The 24,093-nt window shown below is 44.6% G+C and carries 12 protein-coding genes and 1 pseudogene; 5 read left to right on the top strand and 8 right to left on the bottom strand.

Annotated features, from left to right (window positions below; genetic code table 11):
• Window positions 1-83: 83 nt before the first annotated feature.
• The 4 genes from LOZ86_RS11055 to LOZ86_RS11040 form a co-directional block, all read right to left on the bottom strand.
• A complete protein-coding gene (locus tag LOZ86_RS11055; RefSeq protein WP_230241944.1) occupies window positions 84-1,151 on the bottom strand; it encodes a UvrD-helicase domain-containing protein in 1,068 nt (355 codons plus the stop codon).
• On the bottom strand, window positions 1,144-2,748 hold the full coding sequence (locus tag LOZ86_RS11050; RefSeq protein ID WP_230241935.1) for an ATP-dependent nuclease: 1,605 nt from the start codon (window positions 2,746-2,748) through the stop codon (window positions 1,144-1,146). Before LOZ86_RS11050 ends, LOZ86_RS11055 begins: the two co-directional genes overlap by 8 nt.
• A 214-nt stretch (window positions 2,749-2,962) precedes the next feature.
• Window positions 2,963-3,745, bottom strand: coding sequence for a DUF6650 family protein (locus tag LOZ86_RS11045; protein WP_230241933.1), 783 nt, complete (start codon window positions 3,743-3,745; stop codon window positions 2,963-2,965).
• Window positions 3,746-4,035: 290 nt separating this feature from the next.
• Window positions 4,036-5,430, bottom strand: coding sequence for an RES family NAD+ phosphorylase (locus tag LOZ86_RS11040; RefSeq protein ID WP_230241932.1), 1,395 nt, complete (start codon window positions 5,428-5,430; stop codon window positions 4,036-4,038).
• A 381-nt stretch (window positions 5,431-5,811) separates the two neighbouring features.
• Here LOZ86_RS11040 and LOZ86_RS11035 point away from each other — a divergent pair, with 381 nt between their 5' ends.
• From LOZ86_RS11035 to LOZ86_RS11025, 3 genes are read left to right on the top strand one after another with little or no spacing between them, the layout of a single operon-like run.
• On the top strand, window positions 5,812-8,013 hold the full coding sequence (locus LOZ86_RS11035) for a type I restriction endonuclease subunit R (protein WP_230241930.1): 2,202 nt from the start codon (window positions 5,812-5,814) through the stop codon (window positions 8,011-8,013).
• A 24-nt stretch (window positions 8,014-8,037) separates the two neighbouring features.
• Entirely contained in the window at window positions 8,038-12,009 is a 3,972-nt protein-coding gene (locus tag LOZ86_RS11030; RefSeq protein WP_230241921.1) for an N-6 DNA methylase, read from the top strand.
• Entirely contained in the window at window positions 12,002-13,564 is a 1,563-nt protein-coding gene (locus tag LOZ86_RS11025; protein ID WP_230241908.1) for an ATP-binding protein, read from the top strand. The genes LOZ86_RS11030 and LOZ86_RS11025 overlap by 8 nt, the downstream gene beginning before the upstream one ends.
• Before the next feature lie 100 nt (window positions 13,565-13,664).
• On the opposite strand, the gene LOZ86_RS11020 is transcribed toward LOZ86_RS11025, so the two are convergent.
• Complete coding sequence (locus tag LOZ86_RS11020; RefSeq protein WP_127110982.1) at window positions 13,665-14,651, bottom strand: IS110 family RNA-guided transposase; 987 nt, start codon at window positions 14,649-14,651, stop codon at window positions 13,665-13,667.
• Between the two features lie 445 nt (window positions 14,652-15,096).
• Window positions 15,097-16,545, bottom strand: a complete 1,449-nt coding sequence (locus LOZ86_RS11015) for a protein kinase domain-containing protein (RefSeq protein WP_230241906.1) — start codon at window positions 16,543-16,545, stop codon at window positions 15,097-15,099.
• A 777-nt stretch (window positions 16,546-17,322) separates the two neighbouring features.
• On the opposite strand from LOZ86_RS11015, the gene LOZ86_RS11010 reads away from it, so the two are divergent.
• Together LOZ86_RS11010 and LOZ86_RS21410 are read left to right on the top strand one after the other, a co-directional pair.
• A complete protein-coding gene (locus tag LOZ86_RS11010; protein WP_230241898.1) occupies window positions 17,323-17,979 on the top strand; it encodes an integrase in 657 nt (218 codons plus the stop codon).
• Between the two features lie 42 nt (window positions 17,980-18,021).
• Window positions 18,022-19,178: pseudogene (locus LOZ86_RS21410) on the top strand (IS3 family transposase).
• A 71-nt stretch (window positions 19,179-19,249) separates the two neighbouring features.
• On the opposite strand, the gene LOZ86_RS10990 reads toward LOZ86_RS21410, so the two are convergent.
• Both LOZ86_RS10990 and LOZ86_RS10985 read right to left on the bottom strand, forming a co-directional pair.
• Entirely contained in the window at window positions 19,250-23,011 is a 3,762-nt protein-coding gene (locus LOZ86_RS10990; protein WP_230241882.1) for a hypothetical protein, read from the bottom strand.
• Between the two features lie 150 nt (window positions 23,012-23,161).
• Complete coding sequence (locus LOZ86_RS10985) at window positions 23,162-24,025, bottom strand: hypothetical protein (RefSeq protein WP_230241880.1); 864 nt, start codon at window positions 24,023-24,025, stop codon at window positions 23,162-23,164.
• Window positions 24,026-24,093: the final 68 nt, after the last annotated feature.

Genomic DNA, 24,093 nt, shown 5'->3' with positions numbered 1-24,093 from the left:
AGAATAAATAACTTTGCATATTATCGCTCCACTTTAAACGAGCCTCAGATTGTAAAAAATGATTGAGTGCCTCTATGCCCTTTTCATGGTGCCCACACCGGTAATCTCGATTCTCCAGGATTATCAATAATTATGGCGACGCTTTGCTCCGCTCTGGTCACCGCAACATAAAATGACGCGGCTGAGGTTGCTTCAAGATATATATTCTGTTTGACAAACTCCTCAATATTTTTTGTCGGCGCGATTAAAACCCGCGCAAAAGTCGCGCCCTTGGAAATTTTGAAATTCATGAAGTTTAACGGCAGTTTTTTTGCTGAAGCCGCTGTATTACGCAGGCATTGAGGTTGAAATTGCTCAATGTACGATTCAACGTCGCGATTTTTAACCAAAAAAACTCCGTCGTGACCAGTTACTGCATCGTTTTCTGATATTGTGGGTGGAAAGGCCCATGATGAATCGAAAATTGAATCTGAAAATTCAGCGATTTCTTTACGACAACGATAAGTTTTTGTTGCATAGTTAATGTTAAGAATACCTTCCGCTTCACACTGGCGAAACCATTCGAGCGAAGCAGCATATCCATACTGTTTGTTTTTTTGACCGCGAGGATTGGTCGAAAGAACAGCTTGGCGAACGTCACCCACTAAGCGGATAGTGATACGTGATTTCATGAGTGCACGGAGTATTTCCCAGTCGTACCCACTTAGATCCTGAACCTCATCTATCAATAGCTCGTCATAAATACATTCTAGTCTCCGTAACAACGCCGGAGTGTGGTTCATTAACTCTGCAGATAAACGTCCAAGTTCACAGCTATAGATCTCGTTTCTTTGGTTCATGAACCTGTTCTTTCCTGTTGCCATTCTGTTAGGACGCCCTTCATAGTCGAATCCGCCGACTCGCAATGTTGGGAATTTGAAGCGTAGAAACGGCTTTGCGAAGTGGTGGAGCAAAAAAGAATACCACCCAAGAACCTCAAGATTGTGGTGGTCGCTGGCCTGAACTGCAAGACGGTGCCGTATTTCTTGTTGATTAGTCTGTGTGAAAGTGACGAATGCAATCCGCCGTTCGACAGACATTGATCGGCAGTAATCTATCAGTCCTTGGGTCTTCCTTCCGCCCGCTACTGCTAATGTCAGGTAATTAGACATTATGGATAAACTCTGCAGCAGCCTTCATATATGCAGGAGGCACTATCTCTTTTTTAGACTTAGCTATACGCAAAGCACCCTCCGTTTTTTCACGTGACATCCATATTTCCAATTTAGCTACATCAGTAATCCCCATAACATTTCTTAAGTGAGCTTCACCATTAGCTGCAATGAGTTGGGGCTCAAGAGTTCTTCCGTCAATAATTGGACCTACGAATAATTCACTTATTTTACCGTCCAGCCATTTCTCCACTGATAGGCGAAGACCCGCAGGATTTTCTCCATCATTATCGCGCATCACTGCTACAGGTTTGTTTATTGCTGCGCAAAGTTCCAAGCAACGAGCCAAAGTCAGCCCTCTCATACTTATAACATCGATACCATTTGCCATTGGTTGGTGACCAAACAGATCTAAATATATTCGTTCGAAAATTATTTCATCAGATGGTCCCTCAACTAGCACAACTTTCTTTGCCAGAACTAGGCGCAAGGTGTCATAACCAGGTAAACGCTGAAAATAGCTAACAGTATCAGGGGTAAGTTCGGTAATTTTAGATAGTTTATTACGGTTCAGTAAGTGCAGTGCATCAAGACCAAGTCTATTAAGAACATATGCACTATGAGTTGAAATAAATAACTGTTGCTCGTCCGTTACTAATGACTGAATGCGATCAAGTAAGGTTGTCAGGCTGGTATGAGAAAGGTGATTCTCTGGCTCTTCAATCATGACTATTTTAACTTTCTCACTGTGACGTTTCATTGCAAGCGAGATCTTAATAGCTGCCTGTTGTCCCTGTCCAGCCATAGCAAACGGTAGGCCATCAACATGAGGAGTAATAACATTCTCCCATGATGTTCTGGTTGTCTGATCCATAGCCAACGCCATGAGTTCATTCTGTAGGGATGCGTTTAATGTAGATAAGCGGCTGTTAACGGGAGCGAGTGCACATTCAGTCATAGATGCTTTCACGTTACGAAAGCCCAAGGAAATTGCAGCTTTCTCAGATGTTTCTAGGTTATCATTAAGAATCTGTCGCAAGTGATAATCAACACTGGCTGAGGCTTTAATTGTACGTGAATCGATAGTGGCCACAGATAGTGCTCGGGGCCGCTTGGTGAGTTCCTTGTCCGCAAAAGAGCGCCATTCATATGTATAATATTCTACTGGAAGTAAAGAACTAGGTTCCTTTAACCATTCATCCAGCATGTCCTGATATTCATCATTTGGATAAATACGCAAAAAAACACCTGGACAAGCATTAGTAGGAATATCAGTATTAATTGCCCCACATAATACTTGAAGGTCGTCTCTATTCTGCAAGTAAATCTCGATGAGGATTTCTGGTAATGCAGGCTTCATTCCTGATTTTCTGTGCGCAACAAAATCAGATACTATTTCAGCATTGAACCAGTAAGGATTCAATTCTTCTAGTATTCCTCTTCCTCCAATCCGACCGTTCAAAGCAAGGGAAATAGCCTCCAGCAGTGTGGATTTCCCTGCGTCATTCCCCCCGACCAATATATTCAGTTTAGGATTAGGAATAAGAAGGAAGTCTTTATAAATGCGATATCCACAAATGCGTATTTTCTTTATCATTTATGCCACTCCTCTGCACAACAACTACTTGTTTAATAGGTAAAGAGATCTCATCACTTTTCAGGAGCATTGCAAGATCTTTCTTTACAAACACCGGCTTCATGTAATATTTCTTGAAGAAAAGAACGGTACCCACGTATTCAGATCTGGAGCTTTGCAGGTGCTAAACAAGCTACACCGAGGCTGCGGTCTATATATATGCGCTTGAGTGCAATTAAACTCTGAACGGTGCAATAGATTGCAGATCTTCACTGAGCGTAATGTCATAGGCATATGCGAGATTAGCAATCTGCAGTCCAATGGCTTTTCTGAGTATCGCCAGTGCATCGTTGAATTGGAGCCACTCAGGATCGTTCGAATTACATCGTAATGTCTGCAGATTAGATGACTCAACTGCATTGAAGAACGTCAGGATTGTCTTGGTCAGCGACAATAAAATTCCATCAAGGGGCGTTCCATCCAGAAGATCGCCTCGAATGGCAATGAACCGCGAGCGAAGATCGTCGAGTGACAGTCGGACACGGTCAGGAAATTCGGCATCGAAGGTGACCCACAGTGACCTACGATCCTCCATGGAAGCAATAATTTTCTTTGCAATCTGCGGTTCCATGCGACCGGATTGAAGCAAGGCGAGACTGCGCGAATACCCTTCTGTACGAACCTCCGAAATCATGGCCTCGTGGTTAATCTTCCATTTTCTCAGTTGATCGCCTGTGTATCCGTCCTCATCGTTGTCGACGAGGACGCCGCACTCCCTGCACAGCCAAATGCCATTTTCAATCGATTTACGCTCACTAGGGGTTTGCGATGCCTTGTAGCGGGGACCTAACTTGGACGCTGCATGTATATGAGCCGCATGGCCCGTGGTCAGGGCTTTAGTTGGTACCGAAGAAGGCCCGACAGTGAGTTTGAGACAACGCGGATTGGAACAAAAGTGTGCTGCCCGTCTGGCAAGTGCTGTTTTAGTGGATACAGTGAAGTTGTCTCTCGCTGACATTGCAAAATTCCTTATACGTTATGGGGGTAAGTAATATCGTTTTTTATTACGAGACCCGTGCTGGGGTGGCTTGTATGTCTAATTTCTTGCCCAAAACATCGGCGACTGCCGTATTAGTAATCCTGTAGGTTGCACTGGCGACTTTTCCTTAACGCGACCAAAATGAATGGTCCGTTTAACAGGGATGCTTACAGTCTGGCTTTGCGCATCGTGCTCTCCTCAAAGGAACATAATCAGTATGTCGGAAGATCTCTAAATGTGAATGGTCCGGTTTACCAAGATATTTACATTTAAAACTCCTGTTCATCATCATTTTTTGAGTAGCAATGCTGAGACTCAGTATTGTACTCTAGGCTAACCGGGTAATCATCCACGGAGAAACTGATTCCCTTCACGTACTTTATAATGATATTTTCCATATCCAATGCCAAAACCAATTTTGATTCATTGATAACTATATATCTTGAATTAAATTTATTTTGATGCTTTTTTTTAATGATTTTTCTTATTTTAGGATTGAGTGACTCATAAACATCATCATCGTATTCTTCATATTCATACAGGGATACATTGTATTCTGAAACTTTCTCTTCTGAACCTGCCCCTTTTACTTTTGAGGATTTGTTGAATAACACAATATTAGTATTGTCAATATCATCTTTATTCACTTGAGTTGATGAAAAGGATATACCATCCAAGTCAAGTTCTTCATCTAGTCCAAGATATTCGGCCACCGCTTGTGTCATTAAATATTCATTCCCATTGGCGCCATTTAACACAGGAAAAGTCAGTTTATGTGACAGAGTTTTTAAAAAAAATATTTTTTCTCTTATCTGTAGTTGTGTATGATCAAATTTACTAGTTTTCACGGAAGACACGAAGTTCATTGAGGAGAGATCCAGTATTCGTAGCGCACGCAAGGGTCTAAATTGAGCGACGATGACCCAACTGCCGACTACCGGCCTAATTTCTGCAATTGCCGTTTCTGGCGCAAGAGCACCATAAAAGACAGGCACACCCAAAGCATTCATACGTCCCGATTTTGCACTATCAGGTGGCGGTGGTCCCAAATAGCGTTCCGGTTGAGATAGCACCTTTTCAACCTCATTGATTTCAGTAAAATACCGCGCGCGATAGAACACGTTCTCTGGAGTATATGTTTTTATTGCCGTTCCACTTTCATTGGTATGCATGGCGTGAATATCTTTAAAAAGTTCATCTAGAAAGGCTTTCGCATCCTTGTTAAAAAAGCGAGATTCATGTTTTAACGACCGGGTGATTTCTTCCCATTTCGTATCATAATTACCACTTCTATTTTGAGCAGGAACAAAAGTGGAATCATCTTCATATTTAATCTCATCGCCATAATAATAATTCGCGATAGAAAAATTATCTTTCATGGATTCATAAATATCAGCGGCTATGTCGTATTCAACACCTAGTTCATCCTGGATAATGTCAGTGGCCTCATCGCCCCTAGCATTGCCATAGTAATCATATCCGGCCAACTCATAGTAAACATTGAACATACTATCGATCCATTCGCCGAGTTGTTCAATATTGATGTTTTTCAACCGTTTTTGGCAATAACTGCAATTTTGCTCATAGTTCCCTTTATTTTTTATTTTTGCTTTTACGTGTTCATCCAGTACGCATTGATAACATATAAACTTTTCTTCTTGCATAATCCTACTCATCTATAAATACGAATTCATACTCCAACTAAGTGAATACCACCAATTCCTTTATTAGCGAATTAAAATGTAACACCTGACTAAACTAATATTTTTGGTTGATGGGGGTAACATGCCAAGAAAACTCGAAAATACGGACGAGTTATCAGCGCTACTACCCCTACCCTGTTAAAACTATTCCGTTACAGACTCAGTAAGTACGATGAAAAAACCACGGTGTTTATCAATATTCATCCCTTGATAAATATGCTTAAATCTTTCGAAAACATGGCCTCGTTAGATATAATGACAGTCAGCCGGCGCTGAGTCAATTGTCCGCCCTTGCCAAAACAGCGCTAAGGAATTGATAAATAAGAGTATCAGGACAAACTAATGGAACGTAGCGAAAAGCAAATCGGTGTTGAACTTATCGAACCGGCACTCATGAAATTCGGATGGGAATGGAAGCAAGATGTGCGCATAGGTCCGAATGAAGATGCCTCTCGCATTTTCATTGACTACCTTTTGACTTTTCGCAACATCACCTTGGCGGTACTTGATGTAAAAGCAGAGTTCAGGGGGGCTGCGGAAGGTATGCGGCAGGCATCTCATTATGCAAACCTGCTGTTCATTCGTTTTTCCATTTCGACAAATGGACACGACTGGATCCTCACCGATAACACGACACGTGAATTTGAAACATTATCTTCCCCCCCCTCCCCAGAAGAACTCATCAAACGTGCTGGCTGGTCAATTAAATGGGCACAATGGGGTAACGTTTTATCTTCTCCATACCTGAACGACATGTCTCTGCGCACTCAACAGGAAATGGCCATTGAACGCACGTTAACGCATTTCGCGCAGGGTAACCGTCGGGCACAAATCTCAATGGTTACAGGTTCAGGCAAAAGCCTTGTTATGCTTCAACTTGTATGGAAATTTCTGGAGCAGAACACCGCTCAGCGACGGGTTCTTTTTCTGACAGATCGTAAAACTCTCAACCTACAAATGCACGAACTGTTCAATTCATTTCCTTACTCTGAACGTCATCTGATCGAATATGAATTAGCTAAAAATGATTTTTCAGGGCCTGAAAAGCTTTACTTTTCGACGGTCCAGCGTTTGTATGAAAAGAATGATTTCACTCTTTTCAGATACTTATCCCCTGATTTTTTTGACTTGATCGTTCTGAATGATACTTCAAGCTTATTAAATGAGCAAACTATTAATATCCTTAGATATTTTAATAATGCATTGCAACTACGCATATCCAATGGTCTGGATATTGAGGAAAAAGACAGTATCAAATTGTCGTACTCTGAACGTGCAAATGAGTATTTTGGCCCTCCCGTTTTCGCCTATACCTCAACGCAGGCAATGAATGACGGATATTTGGTGCCCGATTACATCATCCAGCGCCTGCCTGATGACAAAGGGAAGGGATATACCTCCCCACAGCGAAACGCCTCTATAGCATTTGACCAAAACCTCAATCTGCGTATGCATTCGCGCACGCGTGAAATTGTAAAGGACTTATGGAATTTACTCGGTGAACGCAAGGCAAGGGACGAAAAAACCGTCATATTTAGTTCCGACATTACCCATGCTTCGTTGATAGTCAGTGAGCTACAGCGTTTATCAGGTAGCTCAGACTATGTAGCCAGCCTAACGACTGTTCAAGAAAACTCAGCGCAAATAATAAGATCTTTTTCGCGCATTGGAGAAAGTTATCCCAGAATACTTGTCGTGGTTGATATGTTCGTGGGATTAGATGTCCCGGATATTCAAAACGTTGTTTTTATCCGGCATATCAACAATATTCTCCATTTCAGACAGATGAAAGGTATTGGCTCAAGACCCTGTTCACAAATAGGGAAAACTCGCCTCACCATTTATGATTATTCAGGTGCTACTCTTTTGGAAGAAAGCTTGCAAGATAAGCTATTCGGTAAGTATCCAAAAGTATCAAGTGCAGGTAATCGGCACTCCCATGACCTTGCTAGAAATCCCTTCTGGGAATTGTCGTCCTCTGCGTCAATAACTGGTAATGAAGTTCATCTCGCCGATGGCCGCTTACTTTCTGTTGATGAATATCTGGATCTCGCGCAAATTGCTATTCAGTCTGCATGCCATAACGATATGGATGAGCTTTATCAACTTTGGATCAGTAAAGAAGCCCGTGTTTCACTTCGTAACCAGCTACAGAGCCAGTACGTCAATATTCCTGTTTTGAGACAATACTTGCACCTCTCCGATTCTGATGAAATCGATATTATTGCGAAAATTGGATTCCAGCTCACTGAAATCCCAACCAGAGCAGAACGCGTTGAGCAGTTACTGGAAAAGAGAAATGAGTGGCGACGGGCATCCGGAAATACACAACAAACCGATTTTATGCCCCAATTCTGGCAGGCTGTATTAGATCACTACAGCCATAGTGGGGTTGATGAACTTGAGCTGGCAGATACCTATAATTCGCCTCTTTTTGTCGAACTGTTTGGTGGGTTTGTAGAAATTGTTCGACAGTTTGGCTGCGCACAAGCGTTTCGAACGGACCTGGAACGGATAAAAAAACAGCTGTACACCCCCGCGTAGGAGCTGAAGACACTGTGGTGAGAGATGAATACAAAACCAGATAATTACGAGACAAGCTTCAGAGCAACTAACTGCATGGCAGAGCTCAAACGTTTTCTGTCAGCTCAATCATTCCGGGAGCTCTTCTCCGTTTTTTTATTGCTGCGATGGCAAGATGTAAAAGATGAAGAAAAGCAGTTTATCGCAGAATTTGAAGGAAGCGAGTATCTTCCTTTGCTTCCCACCGCTCTGCAGATGCGCAACTGGGCAGACCTGATTAATCCTGCAGACGTGACAGAAAACATCAATGCACTGGCCTCGCATATCGAATGGAACAATGCTGAAGAGTTTAATGCTGCTGGTTTTGGTTATGTAAAATACCTCAACAACCCATTACGGCACATTCAGAGTATCGATGCATCACTCCTGATGCCCGTCATTCAGTGGCTCTGTTCTCTTCAACTAACCCCATTGACGGCTCCCAAAACTCTGTCTGATATTTTTGAACGCATCCTAACTGAAACCAGAGATCCGCACGACGGCGAATACTCTTCGGCGGAATCCCTTTCTCGCCTGATAGCAGAACTTATTAATCCAAAGCCTGGCGAATCAATATATGATCCCTGTTTTGGATCTGGCAATTTCCTTATTTCCGCGTGGAACCTGTTTCAGCTGCGTCAGAATAAACAGCAAAATTCAAGCAACACATTACAGGTCTGTGGTAATGATGTAAATATCAGCGCGTTTCTCACGGGTCTGACAAGAATAACGCTTTCTGGAATTTCGTCGACGCAGCTGACTCTTGGGAACAGTCTTGACGATAATGCAGGTAAAGATGGAACATTTGATATTGTCGTCGCCCATCCTCCGGTTGGCATCAAAACGCACTCAACCGCCCATTATTACCGTCACTTCCAGTTCAAATCACCTGACATCACTGGTCTGTTCGTTCAGCAAGCAATATCCCGCTTAAATACTAATGGGCGTGCAGTAATCGTTGTTCCGGAAGGTTTTTTATTCAGGGGAGGTGCTGATCGGGATTTACGTAAGCATCTGCTGAGAAAAGGTATGGTTCAGGCTGTCGTAGGCTTGCCTGCAGGCGTCATTATTCCCGGCTCCAGCATTCGAGGATGTCTTTTAATACTGAATAAAACTGGCGATTTTCAGCATGTACAAATGGTGGATGCAACGAACCTGGCCGGGCTAAGAGCAGTCAGCAAAGCGTCCTCCCCCCTTCAATTGGATGCTGAAAAACTCAGTGGCCTTATTCTCGGACGATATGATCTAGAAAGAGGGAATTCTTCATTACGTTTCTACCCAGACGAAACGACGATCTGGGGGGATGAAGACACGGAAGAATATGCTGGATGGCAAGTTTCAGTAACCGAGCTGGCCGACACAGACTGGGATCTCACGCCTCGTCGCCGAGAAAAAAATGAATTACTTAACGCCCTGAAACCTTTCACAAAAGCGTCTGCCCCAGGTTATGTCGATCAGCTTTCCACAATGTCCTCTATTTTCGCGGGACGCACGATTAAGGCAATCGATTTAACCTTAGCGCCGCATGACGTGCAGGCCAAGAGCTACATCCGGATTAGCGATCTTGCTCATGGCAGGATCGTCCGGGTGTCGCGTTGGTTAAAACCCGATGTCCCTTATAATTCACACGTGAACCTCCAACCCGGCGATATCCTTATTTCACGCTCAGGAACAATTGGTAAAAATGCCGTTGTCAGTGAGGCTGCAACGGGGGCGCTGGCAGGACACGGGCTTTATATCATTCGCCCTGATAAAAACTATTTAGACTCTGATTATCTACTTGCATATATAAATAGCCGCGCCTGTCAAAATTGGTTTTCAGCGCACGCTCGCGGTACAGCAATTCAAAACATTAATCGTGATACCGTTTTGAAATTACCCATTCCTGTGCTCCCTTTACCTATACAGAGACGCGCAGTAGCCAGATACCAGCAGTCAGGCACTGATATTCTTACCTTTATTTCGACGCTCGCCAATTATAGCGAAATGGATACCTTTGGCAGCTTGGTTCTTGAGATTGAAAGCCAGCTCCCGCGTTTCGTTCCAGGGGTGGAGGCCACACCTTCTTTGGATCTGCTTGAATCCATTGTCGATTTGGTTCGTAATGCCCAGAAACACCCTCTGGCCTCTTATTCTGACGAGCGCATGTCGAGGAGTATTCCCCCTTTTCTCCAGGCTGTCTCTTTACTTGAAGATGTAGGAAAAATTCCCTCGGGGACAGGACTGCTCAACGTATTACAGGAATCAGAACGCGTATTATTTTCAGTTCATGAAAATCTGCTTAATAATGACACGCCGTTACGGTATGCGGCTGAACGTTTACGAGTATGGCTAAAAGCCGCCATAACTGATCTCTTAGCGTCAGTTGAACTGAAGCTTTTAAAAGCACCAGTGTCACTTCCTTCAGATAGCTATCATTCGTTTTTTATTGAAATTGAGAACCCGGGCGTTTTACCACTAAGAGGCCTCCGGATTCAAACTCAACCTGACTGGGGATCCGAATATCTGGCTTATCTTCCTGAAAAGTCCAGTTTCTCACTAAACCTGCGCGGCGACACCCCCCAAGTCGAAGGCCGCTTTAATATTCGTCTACAATGGCAAGCCATTGGCTTATCTGGACGGGAAAACAACGGAATCATAGAACTCGCATTCATAGTTTCCGAAACCCGCGAGGTAAGCAGGCTTACCGATCAGGATCTCAGCAGTAGTCCCTATGTAACGGGTAGTCCTTTAGAGCCAGAGAGTGGACATAATGTGTTCTTTGGCCGCGAAGTTATTCTTGAGCGTATTCGTCGACAAATATTAACCCATGGAAATGTCGTATTACTCGAAGGGAACCGACGCGCCGGGAAAACTTCCATATTAAAACACTTGGAGGGCAAGGATATTATTCCCGGCTGGCTATCAGTATACTGTAGCCTGCAAGGTGTCGGTGGGGCATCGAATGTCGCCGGCGTTCCTTCGGTCGAAGTATTCAGAGGTATGGCCAGAAGTATTGCTACAGCCCTTAATAAAAACAGTATCGATCTGCCCTTACCTGACGGAAATATGATACCGGGTGGGGCTCAACAGTTAGGTACCGCACGCCTTATATCAAAAGCCTGCCGCGAAGGTATCAGTGAAGCAGAACCTTTTGTCGATTTTTCAGTGTATCTGGATGACATAGATAAGGTATTGGCCCCTTTGAAATTGGGTCTCGTTTTAATGCTGGACGAGTTCGATAAGCTCCAGGAAGGTATTGATAGCGGTATAACCTCACCCCAGGTGCCCGAAAACATACGTTATCTGATACAAAATAATCCTCGTTTCTCTGCCATTCTCACCGGTTCCCGGCGACTTAAACGATTGAGAGAAGAGTACTGGTCCGCATTATTCGGCTTGGGCACTAGCGTCCAGGTCACAGCACTTGATAAGCTCAATGCTAGTAAAGTTGTTACCGAACCCGTCCGTGACAGACTTATTTTTGCGCCTGATGCAGTTGACAAAGCACTGCAACTCACCGCCATGCATCCTTATTTGTTGCAGTGTTTGTGTAATAAGGTTTTTGATTTCTCGATTGAAACTCGCAGTAAAAACATCACCGCCAGTTTTATTGACAGCTGTGCCAAAGAACTGGCTCGTGACAACGAACATTTTGCAACTTTATGGGATTATGCGGGGCAAGGTCCTGCTACCGGATATTATCGCCGACAATTAGTGTTAATGCTTTGCACCCAGTCCAGTCGAAATAATGAACCCCTTAGCTTTGGTTCATTACAGGAGCTACTCACGCAAAATGGTGTCGATGTGCATGAGGATGCTTTGGATACAGATTTGGCCTATCTCAGAGAACTTGAGTTAATTGATTATTCAGGACAACTTGATGGTGGAGAATATCGACTCGCCATCCCACTCATGGCTGAATGGATAGCTCAGCAGCAGGATATTAATGTCGTGTTAAGTCACGCCCGGACAGAAGCAGAGGAAGAAAATGTCTGATATGCGTTTCCCTATCCTTGGGACCAGTATTCCCCCAGCAATTGGAAGGCGGAATGTTATAGGAAGAATGAAAGCTTCGCTTACAAAACCTCTTCCAGACCATCTACAAGTAACGGGAGCACGTTTTGCAGGCAAAACGGTCGTCCTGCAGGAGCTTGTCAACATATTAAGTCAAGACAATAGCACCTACATTTCCGTGCTAATGTGGGATTTAGGTCACCAGACCCCAGCTACAGATGAACAGTTTTTATCTGCTTTCGCAGAGAAGCTTGCATTTGGTTTAGCAAAAAATTATCCAGATTATGCAACGCTTTTACAGACATCGGAAGACGAGTTGTATGCTGACATCACCGAAGTACTTGAGGCGTTAAAAGCGGAGAATAAACGTGTCCTGATGATCATGGACGGGTTTGATAAACCGCTCGAAAATGGTAAATTGACGAGGAATTTATGGGACCAGTTGCGTGAACTTGCTCAATTACCTAGTCTTAGGTTGATAACCGCCAGTCGGCGCAGATTAAGGGAGTTAATCAGAAATCCGCAAGCGCAGACCAGTGATTTTTGGAATATCTTCAACTCAGAACCCGTCCACATCGGATGTTTTGATGACAATGACCTCGGTGAACTGCTTGGTAAGTTGCCTGGTATGAATTTCGACCAGGGTGCAATCTCTGAACTCTGGAATGAAAGCAATGGCTATCCGGTTTTACTATTGGGGATACTCAATGTCCTTGACAATACATCCTACAGTGGAACCGTCAGTTCAAAAATCGTGTGCGATGTGGCCATCCAGGCTTTAGCTGTTTTACGGGACCAGTTAGAATCATTATGGGTTGACTGCCCTGCTTCATCACAAGATCTCTTCCTTCGGGTCATGGACGAAAAAGCTATTTTGAGATCCGGGGTCGCACAAAGCGACATCGATCGTTTGATCGAAAAAGGTTTTGTTACTCAAGCTGGAAACAAAATACAGAAACCTTGTCGGCTGCTGACCAGCTACCTGAAAGATCAGCCAAATGAAGGCAATGCATTAATGCGCCTCTTTGGCACCCCTGATAACTATCACTCTAACATGAAATCGGTTTTTGAGCGGCGAATTGATCATATTGCAGGTATTGACCCTGAGTTAAAACGTTATCTTGAGCGAGCCATTGGTGACCTACCCGATTATCCGAGTGTCTTTATGACCAACATCCGAGGAATCGTCGATCGTGTCTTTGAGCTTATCTGGGCTGCTGAGTTACCGGGCAGAAGCATCCCTGCTGACTGGTTAAATTACTGGCAGTCCAATAATGAAAGCATCTATGGCCTGACGTCGGGATTCCCTCAGGGAGGGAAACGAGTCTATTTGTTGAAATTAATGACAGGCACTGAAAACTGCTCACCTAGGGCGTTAAAAATTAGCAAAACGACGTTTTATCTGATCAATTCAACGCAAAGTTTTGGTGATTTTGGGCAACATCAGAATGGCGCAATTATTAACAAGGGGACTGCCTATCCGATATTCCTGCTATGTCTGGAGCTGGCTGCCTCAGTGACGAGAGAGCTACGCTAACCAGCTTTGGTTTGTTATTTCCCGAGGGCAGCAGATTTGTGCTGCCTGTTACACCCACTATACCCGGTTACATCACCACTATCAGCTACCGTCTTGAGCGTCAAGCTGCTGTAGCGTAATTCTCGTCATACTTTTGCTGTTTCATCACAACACCGTAGCAGATGTGTACCAGCTTTCTCATCACCCCACCCAGCGCTGACATCTTCGCTTTTCCCGCCGCCAGAAGGCGGTCATAAAACTGTTTGAGTAGAGGGTTGTGTTTGACGGCAACTATTGCAGCCATAAAGAGTTTGGCTCTCACTTCTGGAGGACCATTCTTTGAGAGTCTTGTTCTGCCGCGGACAGAGCTTCCTGAACGTTTTTCCTTAGGGACAACCCCCACCCAGGATGCTGCCTGTTCTGCACTGATGAAGTGATTTCCCCTCAGGACTACCAGCATTGTACTCCCGACTGCTGACCCTATCCCTTTTATCGACGTCAGGTATTCCATATCCCGTTTCAGCTCAGGATGGTTATCGATATGGTTATCAATCAGCGCTTGTACCACCTGCAGTTCGTTGTTCAGCACCTGAAGTATCTTTCTGACAGAGGCTTCAACCAGCAATGAACATCGCGTTGAGAGAAGTTTCTCGAGTCGGCTTTGTTCACGACCCACATCGTGTACCAACGCATCACGTCTGCTGAGGAGTGCTTTCAGTTCCTGGATAGCGGGAGAAGGGGGCTGCCACACATCCGGCTGACGCATAGCACCATACCGGGCTAAAACGTCAGCATCGACAGTATCATTTTTAGTGAGGATACCCATGCCCTGAGCAAAGGCACGGACGCGAGCAGGATTGGCAATGATGACGCGTACCGCCCGCTCATAAAGGCCGTAAGCCAGATGTTCATGGTAAGTGCCCGTTGACTCCATCACCACCTGAACATCCGCGGGAGCGACTTTCTGCTTTGCCAGCCATTCCAGAACGCTGACTGCGACATCAGGTCCGTTAGTCAGTATTTTGGTTTTCTTGCGACCTTCCGGGCCATCTGGCCTGAGGCATAAGTCTATTTTGCTTTTTCCGACATCAATACCTAACTGAATCATACGTGTCTCCTTTCACATATAACCATCACGCCCATTTTCCTTGTTCATGCGGAGTCTATGCTCCTGGCTACCGTTCAAAGTTGATGCTGGCGTGAAAGGTGAAACAGGGGATCTCAGCTGTAAGACAAGGTCTGACCTTATAGGACGTACCAGATTCACCCTGTTTCAGGTGATGGTAGCTAACCATCACCCACTACCTAGTTCAAGATACAAGTGACGTACTCAATTAAAATATCTGTCCCATAGTCTCGTTCAGTTAAATCTCTTATTATCCATTGATTAGGGATCGAGTTACTAAAAACCTTGTACGAAAAAGTTTCTCTGATGTGGTTATTATCTCTTTTCGGAAATCTATTCTTATACATCTACCCTCCTTTCTCGGCCCAAAAGATATAAGGATTTAGTAAGGATTAGCACGATAGATACGTTATCTGCTAGCTGCATACTACAGTGCCCCGGAAGGCTTGCAATGAAACTTGGCATTTCTTTCTATATATTCTCGAAAAATTATTTCTCCCATTTTGTAATGGCGTCCGTCGTATGTTGAAGAATTTAGATTATAGGTAGACCTTTTACAGAAAAAAACAAAAGCCCCCTTGCAATAGCGGGTCACAGGACGTGAATTATTTGGTAGAGGCTCGCCATTAAACTCATTATATTCCCAGCAACCTATACTTCCATAAGAACCTGGTGAAATCTCAGTTAAGTCTTCCGCAACGTCATTATGCCGCATACAGTTTGGTATCCCTATGCTTGGAATATTATCCACTTCTAACCAAAAATAATTCCATTCTGAAGAAAATCCGAATGACTCAAAACATAATTTAAGTGGCTTGATGAGTTCTACACTTTTTTCATCAACATGAAGTGCTATGAACCCTGGTTCGGCTGCCTTACTTATACCTGTTAGGTCATTGCCTCCACCATCAGGATAGAACATATGATTTAAGTTACTGTTTTTGGAAAGCAATGACAATATGGATATTATATCTTCTTGATTTTCCCATTCAGCTCTTTTGGGTGAACCTACTGGGAATAATTTATTTAAAAACCATTGCCATTCAGCCTGATTCCTTTCGTGAAAATGCTCAGTAAAATATAACCACCGATTAATTGATGACGTAAAATCATCAAGAGATGGTCTTAATTCTGGGCTGTTCTGAGTTGCCGCTAATAGAAATTCATCTAATGGTGAGAAAAAGACATTAGAGTGAAAGTTACTTAAAGCTAATGAACTGTTGGGATTGTATTGACCATCGAAGCCAAGGTTCTGTTTAGTTAATGCAATCCATAACGATTTAGCAAGAGAAAATATGTCTGCTAACTTTCCATCTGCAGTGGATGCTGTCCTTCTCATTTCAGGTGCCATTGTAAATTTAGCACCAACATCTCTTCTCTCTGGTGTGAGATTTCCACTATCAGATGTTTTAGCCAATCCAAAGTCAGCTAAACAAAGTCTTTCGTTATAATATAAGAAATTATCGGGTTTAATATCTCTATGAGATACTCCTAACTCATGTAATTTTTTTAAAGTTTCAATTAGCCCTAGAAATGCTTTAGCAATTTTCTGTATTGTTATATCTTTAGTGAAATCTTCAAATGAAGTAGCTAATGGCATACTATACCAAGCATAATTTCGATTAAAGTCATCAGGTATATGAAAGTCGATAACGGGCACTACGCCTGTAATATTATGAAGTTGAATTATTTCTATTTCACGCCTGAATCGCTCAATTTTTTCCTGACTTCCACTTTTTAGAAATTTAATTGCGCAGCTTTGACCCGTCTCATTTTTTGCATGCCAAACTTCTCCGTTACCGCCAGCCCCTTTTTTTTCTACTAAAACCCAATTATCAAAAAGGGCTCCAGCCTCTAAAGCTTTTATATTTGCCATATATTTATATCATTAATCCAGGTTGTTTATTTTCTTTGTGGCTTGTTACTAATCAAAAGTATCTTATTCTCTGACTATACGTGGATAAGGTTGCAATTACACCATACCGTTAAGGGGCAACGTTACGATAATGCCATGTCTATGTATGCATACCGACATAAGGCTCGTGGATCTTATATTTTTCGACCATAATTCTGGAGTGTTCGGTATCGTCGGTACCATTCAAGCAAAATGGACTTCAATCTTAATAAAGACACTCCTTTAGCTTAAGCTTCCCTACCGATATATCCTCAGATATCCCCAGCCAGCCTTCAGAACGCTACCGCCATCAGAAACATCAGTTCCGGTTAAGTATCTATGTATCCAAATGCTATCAAATTTAATAAATTGTTCAAGAAGACAATCAGATAACCCCTAAATCTTGATGGGGCTGGTTATACGATTACGGAGGGAAAAGGTTCATGAACTGGAGTCAAGTAAGCTGACAGCAAATGCCCATAAGAAGCGGATTCTCTGTTAGTTCATGAAGTTATCTGGAAATGAGTTGATATTTACATTAAAAATACTCATTTAAATCAAAGATAGATTGAGAATTTCCTTTATGAACTGGATTCTCACGCAACATAAGTTAAATCACCTGTGGTGGTTAATAAGTTCATAAGTCACATCCACGTTACGATAAATCAATACGTTAGTAATTTCTGACTTCCCTCTCGTTTCTTGCGTTAGGTTCAGAGTACATTTTCTTCATAACCACAATCATTATGAGGTTAAGTCATGTACTCACTCAATCAGTTGGTTATCTCCGACTATAAACGGCAATGGATCCTGATGGACATGGCAACCTGTTTGCCATTGTTGTATCCACTCAGGTATTACATTGATCATCTTGCTCATCGTTCATTGTCCACACAGAATGCTTCGCTACAGGCTGTGAAATTCTTCTACGAATTCTGGCAGCAAAAGCATCGCGTCACGTTTTGCTACAGCTTCTATTCATCTGGCCATAATCCGGACATTGCTATCGGGGAAATGCCCGATTTTTTACTGTATCTTGAAAATGGTCGCATCATCCAGTCAAAGCGACTGCCATTTACGACGGTCTCTGAGCCCCACGGTTCTACTAACGCAGCCCGATTTAGGGCGGTGGTTCACTTTATTTCTTTTTTAATTAACACTTATATATCACCAACATTTTGTGATGATTCTCCCAAAGCATTATCACTTGTGGCTTCACGTTTACATACCCGTTTGCATCTTTGCCGGGACAACTATCGAACACTGACGACACCAAGGAAATCTTCGCAACGCAGTCACAGTAGCCAGGGATTTCAGAGCTTAACTGGTGCTATGGTGATCAGCTTGTACGGTATAATAGCCCCCTCCTCTCCCCAAAAGCATAACTGTAGTGGCACACTGAATTTGGCCACCTGAACAGAGGTGATATGCTCACCTCAGAACAACACAGGTGCACCAATGAAAAGAAGAAATTTTAGTCCTGAATTCAAACGCGAATCAGCTCAGCTGGTTGTCGACCAAAATTACACCGTCTCTGACGCTGCTAAGGCTAAGGCTATGGATGTTGGTCTTTCCACGATGACGAAATGGGTCAAACAACTGCGTGATGAGCGCCAGGGCAAAACACCAAAAGCCTCCCCCATAACTCCGGAACAAATCGAAATACGTGAGCTAAAGAAAAAGCTACAACGCATTGAAATGGAAAACGAAATATTAAAAAAGGCTACCGCGTTCTTGATGTCGGACTCTCTGAACAGTTCTCGATAATCGGGAAACTCAGGGCGCGTTATCCTGTGGTCACTCTCTGCCACGTGTTCGGGGTTCATCGCAGTAGCTACAAATACTGGAAAAAACCGTCCTGATAAACCAGACGGCAGACGGGCTGTATTACGCAGTCAGGTACTTGAGCTACATGGCATCAGCCACGGTTCGGCCGGAGCAAGAAGCATCGCCACAATGGCAACCCAGAGGGGCTACCAGATGGGGCGCTGGCAGGCTCATGAAGGAGCTGGGGTTGGTCAGTTGCCAGCAGCCGACTCACCGGTACAGGCGTGGCGGTCATGAGCACGTTGCTATCCCGAATCATCTTGAGCGACAGTTCGCCGTAACCGAGCCAAACCAGGTGTGGTGCGGTGATGTGACCTATATCTGGACAGGTAAGCGCTGGGCGTACCTCGCCGTTGTTCTCGACCTGTTTGCAAGGAAACCAGTGGGCTGGGCAATGTCGTTCTCACCGGACAGCAGACTCACTGGAAATGGCGTGGGAAACGCGCGGCAAGCCCGTCGGAGTAATGTTCCACAGCGATCAGGGGAGTCATTATACAAGCAGACAGTTCCGGCAGTTACTGTGGCGATACCGGATCAGGCAGAGTGTGAGTCGGCGTGGAAACTGCTGGGATAATAGTCCAATGGAACGCTTCTTCCGGAGTCTGAAGAATGAATGGGTGCCAGTGACGGGTTACGTAAGCTTCAGCGATGCAGCCCACGCAATAACGGGCTATATCGTTGGGTATTACAGCGCACTCAGGCCACATGAATATAACGGTAGGTTGCCACCAAACGAATCGGAAAACCGATATTGGAAAAACTCTAACGAGGTGGCCAGTTTTAGTTGACCACTACAATCAATGCTGGGGTATTAGCCTCATGATAAACTCAGAGACAATCCCGACCGACTCGGTGCCTTCTACCATTTCATTTTGCCTTGTTCCGCTCGGATGTCCTCATCTGCTGCCTGACGGAGCCAGCTGTCAGCAATATTTGCCAGCATTACCGATATCCTTGGGTATAAATGTATGCTATCTGCCCATTGTTGATACTGCTCCGCAAGGCGTCGTTCTTGGCTCCCCCCCTCATTGGGAGCTTTTGTATATACACCGCGCTTGTTATGACACTCTATGCTGAAGCCACTCTCTAGATCGCTAGAGGCGGTGTCCTCAATGACTTTGCATACAGCTGATGGCGGCCAAAAAGTCTTATTCGTGTCGCTTGGAGCATGAGCAAGAAGCTTTCCGATATGGATGTCGCAAATTTCGGTCAAATCTTTTGCCGCGGCAATACTGCGAGCTTGTGAGACCCACTCTGCGAGAATGTCAGAATCCACCTCCATTCCTTTTATTCCTGGTACTGTCTTGAATACGTTCAGCAATCTATAGGACGCGCGGGCACGTGCTTTCATTTCGTCAGTAACAACCTCTGCTGGCGCGGTACTTTCACCTCTGAACACGTGAGATAGCACATCAACAAATATGTCGGGGACACGCGCCATCAGTCTGATAATACTCAGTGACTGCTCCTCGAAACGGATGACGGGGAGATAAGCATATTCGATCTTGGCTATATCTAATTCTTGGGCATCACTCCTATTCCTCAGCTCTGTAAGTGCTTGCGAGACGTAGTACGAAAGCATTGTGCCCATATGCTTTTCCGCCTCTTCCACTTGAGAGACACCCTTGATTAAGAGAGCCTGAATCAGGTCTGTTGACAGATCCTTTAATCGCATATGCACGAGGCCGAGCACGTCAATATCTCGGTTGTGCTGGCGCAACTGTTCAATGGCGTACAGCAATTGATCGAGTGTGCCGTGAATAGGAAGCAAATAGATCTGTGTCCAATACAGTTCGCGTATTTGGCTTCCCAAGCTGTCGAGCAGCGACCATGTCGCCTCGTCTTGCGGCCAGCCAAGTATCAACCGAACCTTAGTCGGCTCGTCTTGAACGTGGGCTAGTACCCGCTCGGAGAAAGCTTCCTTCCATTGATCGCCAAAACGTGCGGCACCTGCTGCAGATATGTTAAAAGCCAGCTCTTTCAGGGCACCATGATTGAATGTGCCATGGAGTAACTCAATCATCTGCCCCATTGAAATCGAGGTATGCCGGAGCGTTGGACCAATAAGATTCGGGAGTTTGACCATCAGAGCTAGCCGCAAGATACCCTTCACACCGTCCCGAATGAGAACTCGTTCCAATACTTCCTTACGTATTTCATCAAAGTCCGTAAATGTGCCGCCCCCAGCTTGGTACTTTCCGATGTGCGGTAACCAGTCGTCGAAAGCTTGTCGATCCTTTACCAGAGGATCAGCGGGGCGATGGCGCTCAACAACCTCAGCAATCGACGCTCGCTCTTCGGGCTTCATCGCCCAGTCAGAATCGGAGAAATAGTTGTGACGCGCAGCTTCTTCTTGGAGAGCATGCCAGACCTTACATCCTTCATCGGTCTGATAGGAATCTAGATAGTTGTCGACTTGGGCAAGTACCGATGCGCGACTGCCAGTCTGGAAAGCCCCGAAAGAGCCGATCAGCACTGTGATACGATCTTCGTCATTGCCAGCCGAAGCCAATGCGCGGTTGACAATCGCAGCCTCAAAGTCCCATACCAAGCCAAACGTCATTTCCTCGGTAACCTTTGGTGCAAGGTCTCTAATTTTCGGGTGATGCGTCCGCGAGGATGAGTCGTGTTGTCTTGGCAGCAATTTGACCAGCAATTGCCAGCCCACCTCAGGGTAAGCACCCAAAATCGCATCTAAGCATGCGATTCTCCGTTCCTGTGGTGCATAGGTGTTTGGAGACCAGCTGAGAAGAATCGCGCGTAAACTGTTAATCGGACGGTTGACGAGATTGGAATCGGGCTCCGGGTCAATTTCGGCGAGCTTGGCTAGCACGAGAGCTGCACGGTTCAAATACTTCGGGTCCCAAGCTATAGCCTCAAGACCCCAGAGGAATTTAATATGTGGGCTCGACGGCCCAAAAATGCTGCCATCCTCTTTCCCAAAAATTTCTACCAGTTCGTCAGGGGAGCCCTCGAGGATAGACTCGAGGGCCGTCAAAAAAGGGTTTGGAGCTGCCTCCGCAAAAAGCGCAGCTTGGTCCCCCAGTCGAATAATGGAGTGGTGGCTTCTTCCCCAGTCAGGCAAAGCAGCTACGACCTCATCTACGTATTGTTGGGGCGACTTACCGTTGATATGAAGTCCGGCAACGCCATGCATGGATGCGATAATTACCAGAGTTAACGCCAAACCATCCCGTAACCAATTGCTGTAGTCTGCCGGTGCTGCATAGGTGAGAGTGAATTTCTCGTTGCGTTCAGGGGGGGGCGCAACATGACTAAAAACCTTTACGATAGCGTCACGAAGGCGATTGAGATCTGCATCGGTGACCTGCTGGCCGTAAAAGTAGAACGCATCTACTGGTGCGCGTGTCTGCCAGACCTCTGCAACTTTATCGATCGGACGGTCGGATAGTGCCAACATCGGCATCAGCACACTGTCCAAATCGGTGTAGGAGTTAAACCCGCCCAGCTCCTTCAGCAAATCACAGTCCATCTGCACATTGGAAGACCATCCACCTGCAAGAAATGCCGATTTGAGCGCGGCAGCCTGAAATATCCACTCGGGCTGCACGGGGGCACCATTAGGAATTAGCCGCTTCAGAATCGTCAAGCTGCGCCCACACCGTTGAGCGAGTTCATACCCCTGATCTCGGTCGAGTCCCATAAGCACAAAACCTTCAGCCATGCTGCTGGCAGAGGGGCGCTCTAGTGGTTGGTACTTGCGAGCATGCGCGCCAGTTGCTGCAGACAGCGTAGGGCAATTCACGCTAAGTACACCAGCGAGTGTCTCAGCGCCTTTGGTTGCAATAAAAACCAGACACGACTTTCTGCTCAACTCGCGGGCGGCTGATTCGGTACGCACGATTAGCGTTCTCGATTCAAGCAAAACGCGCTTTTCAGGCTCGGTGCTACGGATTGCCGCAACTGCGAAAGCAACTACGTCTTCTGCTGTTTCTGCACCAATCAAGATGGTACCGGACGGGCCGAGGAGTTTGGTTATGAGCTCGCCCGCAGCTTTCTGCCTGTCACCAATGACAACCTTTTCACTAAGCCTAGGAGTGAACTGGTTACTAAACTCTTCCCAGTACTCATCAGTGCTTAGCGCGCCTTCTTTCGGCGCATTTCCGAGCACATTCCGAGCATACTTGGCCGCAACGGCAGGGTGGCTGTCGAGCCAGTGTACCAGCGTCACCGCATCAATGTACTTAACCTCTCGCCACTTGCCCTCAGCCCTGCGTTCGTCCTCCCATTTGGTCAGCATCTCTCGTGGTGTGTCCCACGCTTCGAGATTGACCAATACAAATGCATTTTCGGTCATGATTTCAGAAGCAGTCTTCTCTGTACGCTTTCCGTAGTCTTTTGACGCCTTAGCAGCTCCGGCACCAGCTCCGAATTCCCACTTAGACTTGCCGGCTGGTACAAATCCAACGGCTTCAACGGTTTCCAAGTCGCCATCCCAGCCTCTGACTTGACCTACGTCTCCGCCGGGGAACCGGAAACGATAGCGATTAGCATCTGGGATGGTTGCACGAATAAGGTCGGCGACCATATCGATCAGCAATGCACGAGCGTCGGTACGTTTCGCCCACGTAACAAGATCTTTTTCATCGATCCACTGCATCTTCACTTCCTGTATTGGGTTCAGTTCATTTAAATTGCCAATCTGGATCTGCTTTTTGAATTGGCGGGAGCGAATTATTCTTAAATAGTTGTTAAGAGAAATATGAACATAGTCAATATTTTATCTGAGATCCGATCTAGCATTCATCGATTAGATAGAGGATTTATCAATATTAACAAGTTGTAATAACATATGTTCAAGTGGTTTCAATGATGGGTCAGAACTTGGTCTATAAACAATACTATTGGGGTCAGTTCCTGCCTGATAAGTATCATGTCCATGTATGTAAAGAGCAAAATCTGTTCTCATGTTGAAAAGTAACTCACAAACATTCATCTGCCAACCATTAATGATATAGTTGATTATTTTTTTGTGAGATTCATCTGATATGTTTTCAATTACGGAGAAATGCCCATCAATAATTCCTTGCATGCAATTAATCACAGTCTTATAGTCTTTAATAAAAAAATGGTTTTCTGAGAAATTTAAAACCCAACGGCCGTTAGTGAGTTGATTAAATGATACTTTTCCTTTGATATCAATATTCCCTGCCCCTTTGGTTTTATCCGATGCTCCAATGAAAAAAGATGAATAATAAGCCTTTATACCACCGCCTTTGGAAAAATATGATGGCTGATATAGTGATTCACCATGGTGACCTTCAACCTCACCAACAAAGGCATAATCGCTAGTGCCGTCAGATATAGCGACCAATAAATCTGTGTTTTTAATTATATCGCTTTTTTTTAATGTATTTATAAGCACACCATCTGTCTGCAATTTATTAGGAAGTAAATATTTGGTTTTTTCAGTTAAAATAATTTTTCTATAGTCAACCTGGGAGGTGTCCTTACCAACTTTAAGAACTACCATTTTTTTAATTTGAAAATCGTGAATATTGTATCCTTCCAGAATGAGATTGCAAAATTCCTTGAAGATTTTCTCACCATTTGTACTGAGAAAAAAATCCTCCATTAAATATTCAAAAGCATGATTTGTAATGGTATTTTTCATTCTCTGAAAAATACCGCCTTCCCTAGGGGTAATGCTGATCAGTTAAGGATCAGTTGAACGATCCAATA

It is taken from the genome of Pectobacterium parvum, assembly GCF_020971565.1.
Classification (GTDB): Bacteria; Pseudomonadota; Gammaproteobacteria; order Enterobacterales; family Enterobacteriaceae; genus Pectobacterium; species Pectobacterium polare.
This window is presented reverse-complemented; position numbering and strand designations above follow the sequence as displayed.

What these genes read in the sequence shown, in the direction of transcription:
- LOZ86_RS11055 (WP_230241944.1), bottom strand. Translation starts at nt 1,151, where the DNA reads ATGTCTAATTACCTGACATTAGCAGTAGCGGGCGGAAGGAAGACCCAA.
- LOZ86_RS11050 (WP_230241935.1), bottom strand. Translation starts at nt 2,748, where the DNA reads ATGATAAAGAAAATACGCATTTGTGGATATCGCATTTATAAAGACTTC.
- LOZ86_RS11045 (WP_230241933.1), bottom strand. Translation starts at nt 3,745, where the DNA reads ATGTCAGCGAGAGACAACTTCACTGTATCCACTAAAACAGCACTTGCC.
- LOZ86_RS11040 (WP_230241932.1), bottom strand. Translation starts at nt 5,430, where the DNA reads ATGCAAGAAGAAAAGTTTATATGTTATCAATGCGTACTGGATGAACAC.
- LOZ86_RS11035 (WP_230241930.1), top strand. Translation starts at nt 5,812, where the DNA reads ATGGAACGTAGCGAAAAGCAAATCGGTGTTGAACTTATCGAACCGGCA.
- LOZ86_RS11030 (WP_230241921.1), top strand. Translation starts at nt 8,038, where the DNA reads ATGAATACAAAACCAGATAATTACGAGACAAGCTTCAGAGCAACTAAC.
- LOZ86_RS11025 (WP_230241908.1), top strand. Translation starts at nt 12,002, where the DNA reads ATGTCTGATATGCGTTTCCCTATCCTTGGGACCAGTATTCCCCCAGCA.
- LOZ86_RS11020 (WP_127110982.1), bottom strand. Translation starts at nt 14,651, where the DNA reads ATGATTCAGTTAGGTATTGATGTCGGAAAAAGCAAAATAGACTTATGC.
- LOZ86_RS11015 (WP_230241906.1), bottom strand. Translation starts at nt 16,545, where the DNA reads ATGGCAAATATAAAAGCTTTAGAGGCTGGAGCCCTTTTTGATAATTGG.
- LOZ86_RS11010 (WP_230241898.1), top strand. Translation starts at nt 17,323, where the DNA reads ATGTACTCACTCAATCAGTTGGTTATCTCCGACTATAAACGGCAATGG.
- LOZ86_RS10990 (WP_230241882.1), bottom strand. Translation starts at nt 23,011, where the DNA reads ATGCAGTGGATCGATGAAAAAGATCTTGTTACGTGGGCGAAACGTACC.
- LOZ86_RS10985 (WP_230241880.1), bottom strand. Translation starts at nt 24,025, where the DNA reads ATGAAAAATACCATTACAAATCATGCTTTTGAATATTTAATGGAGGAT.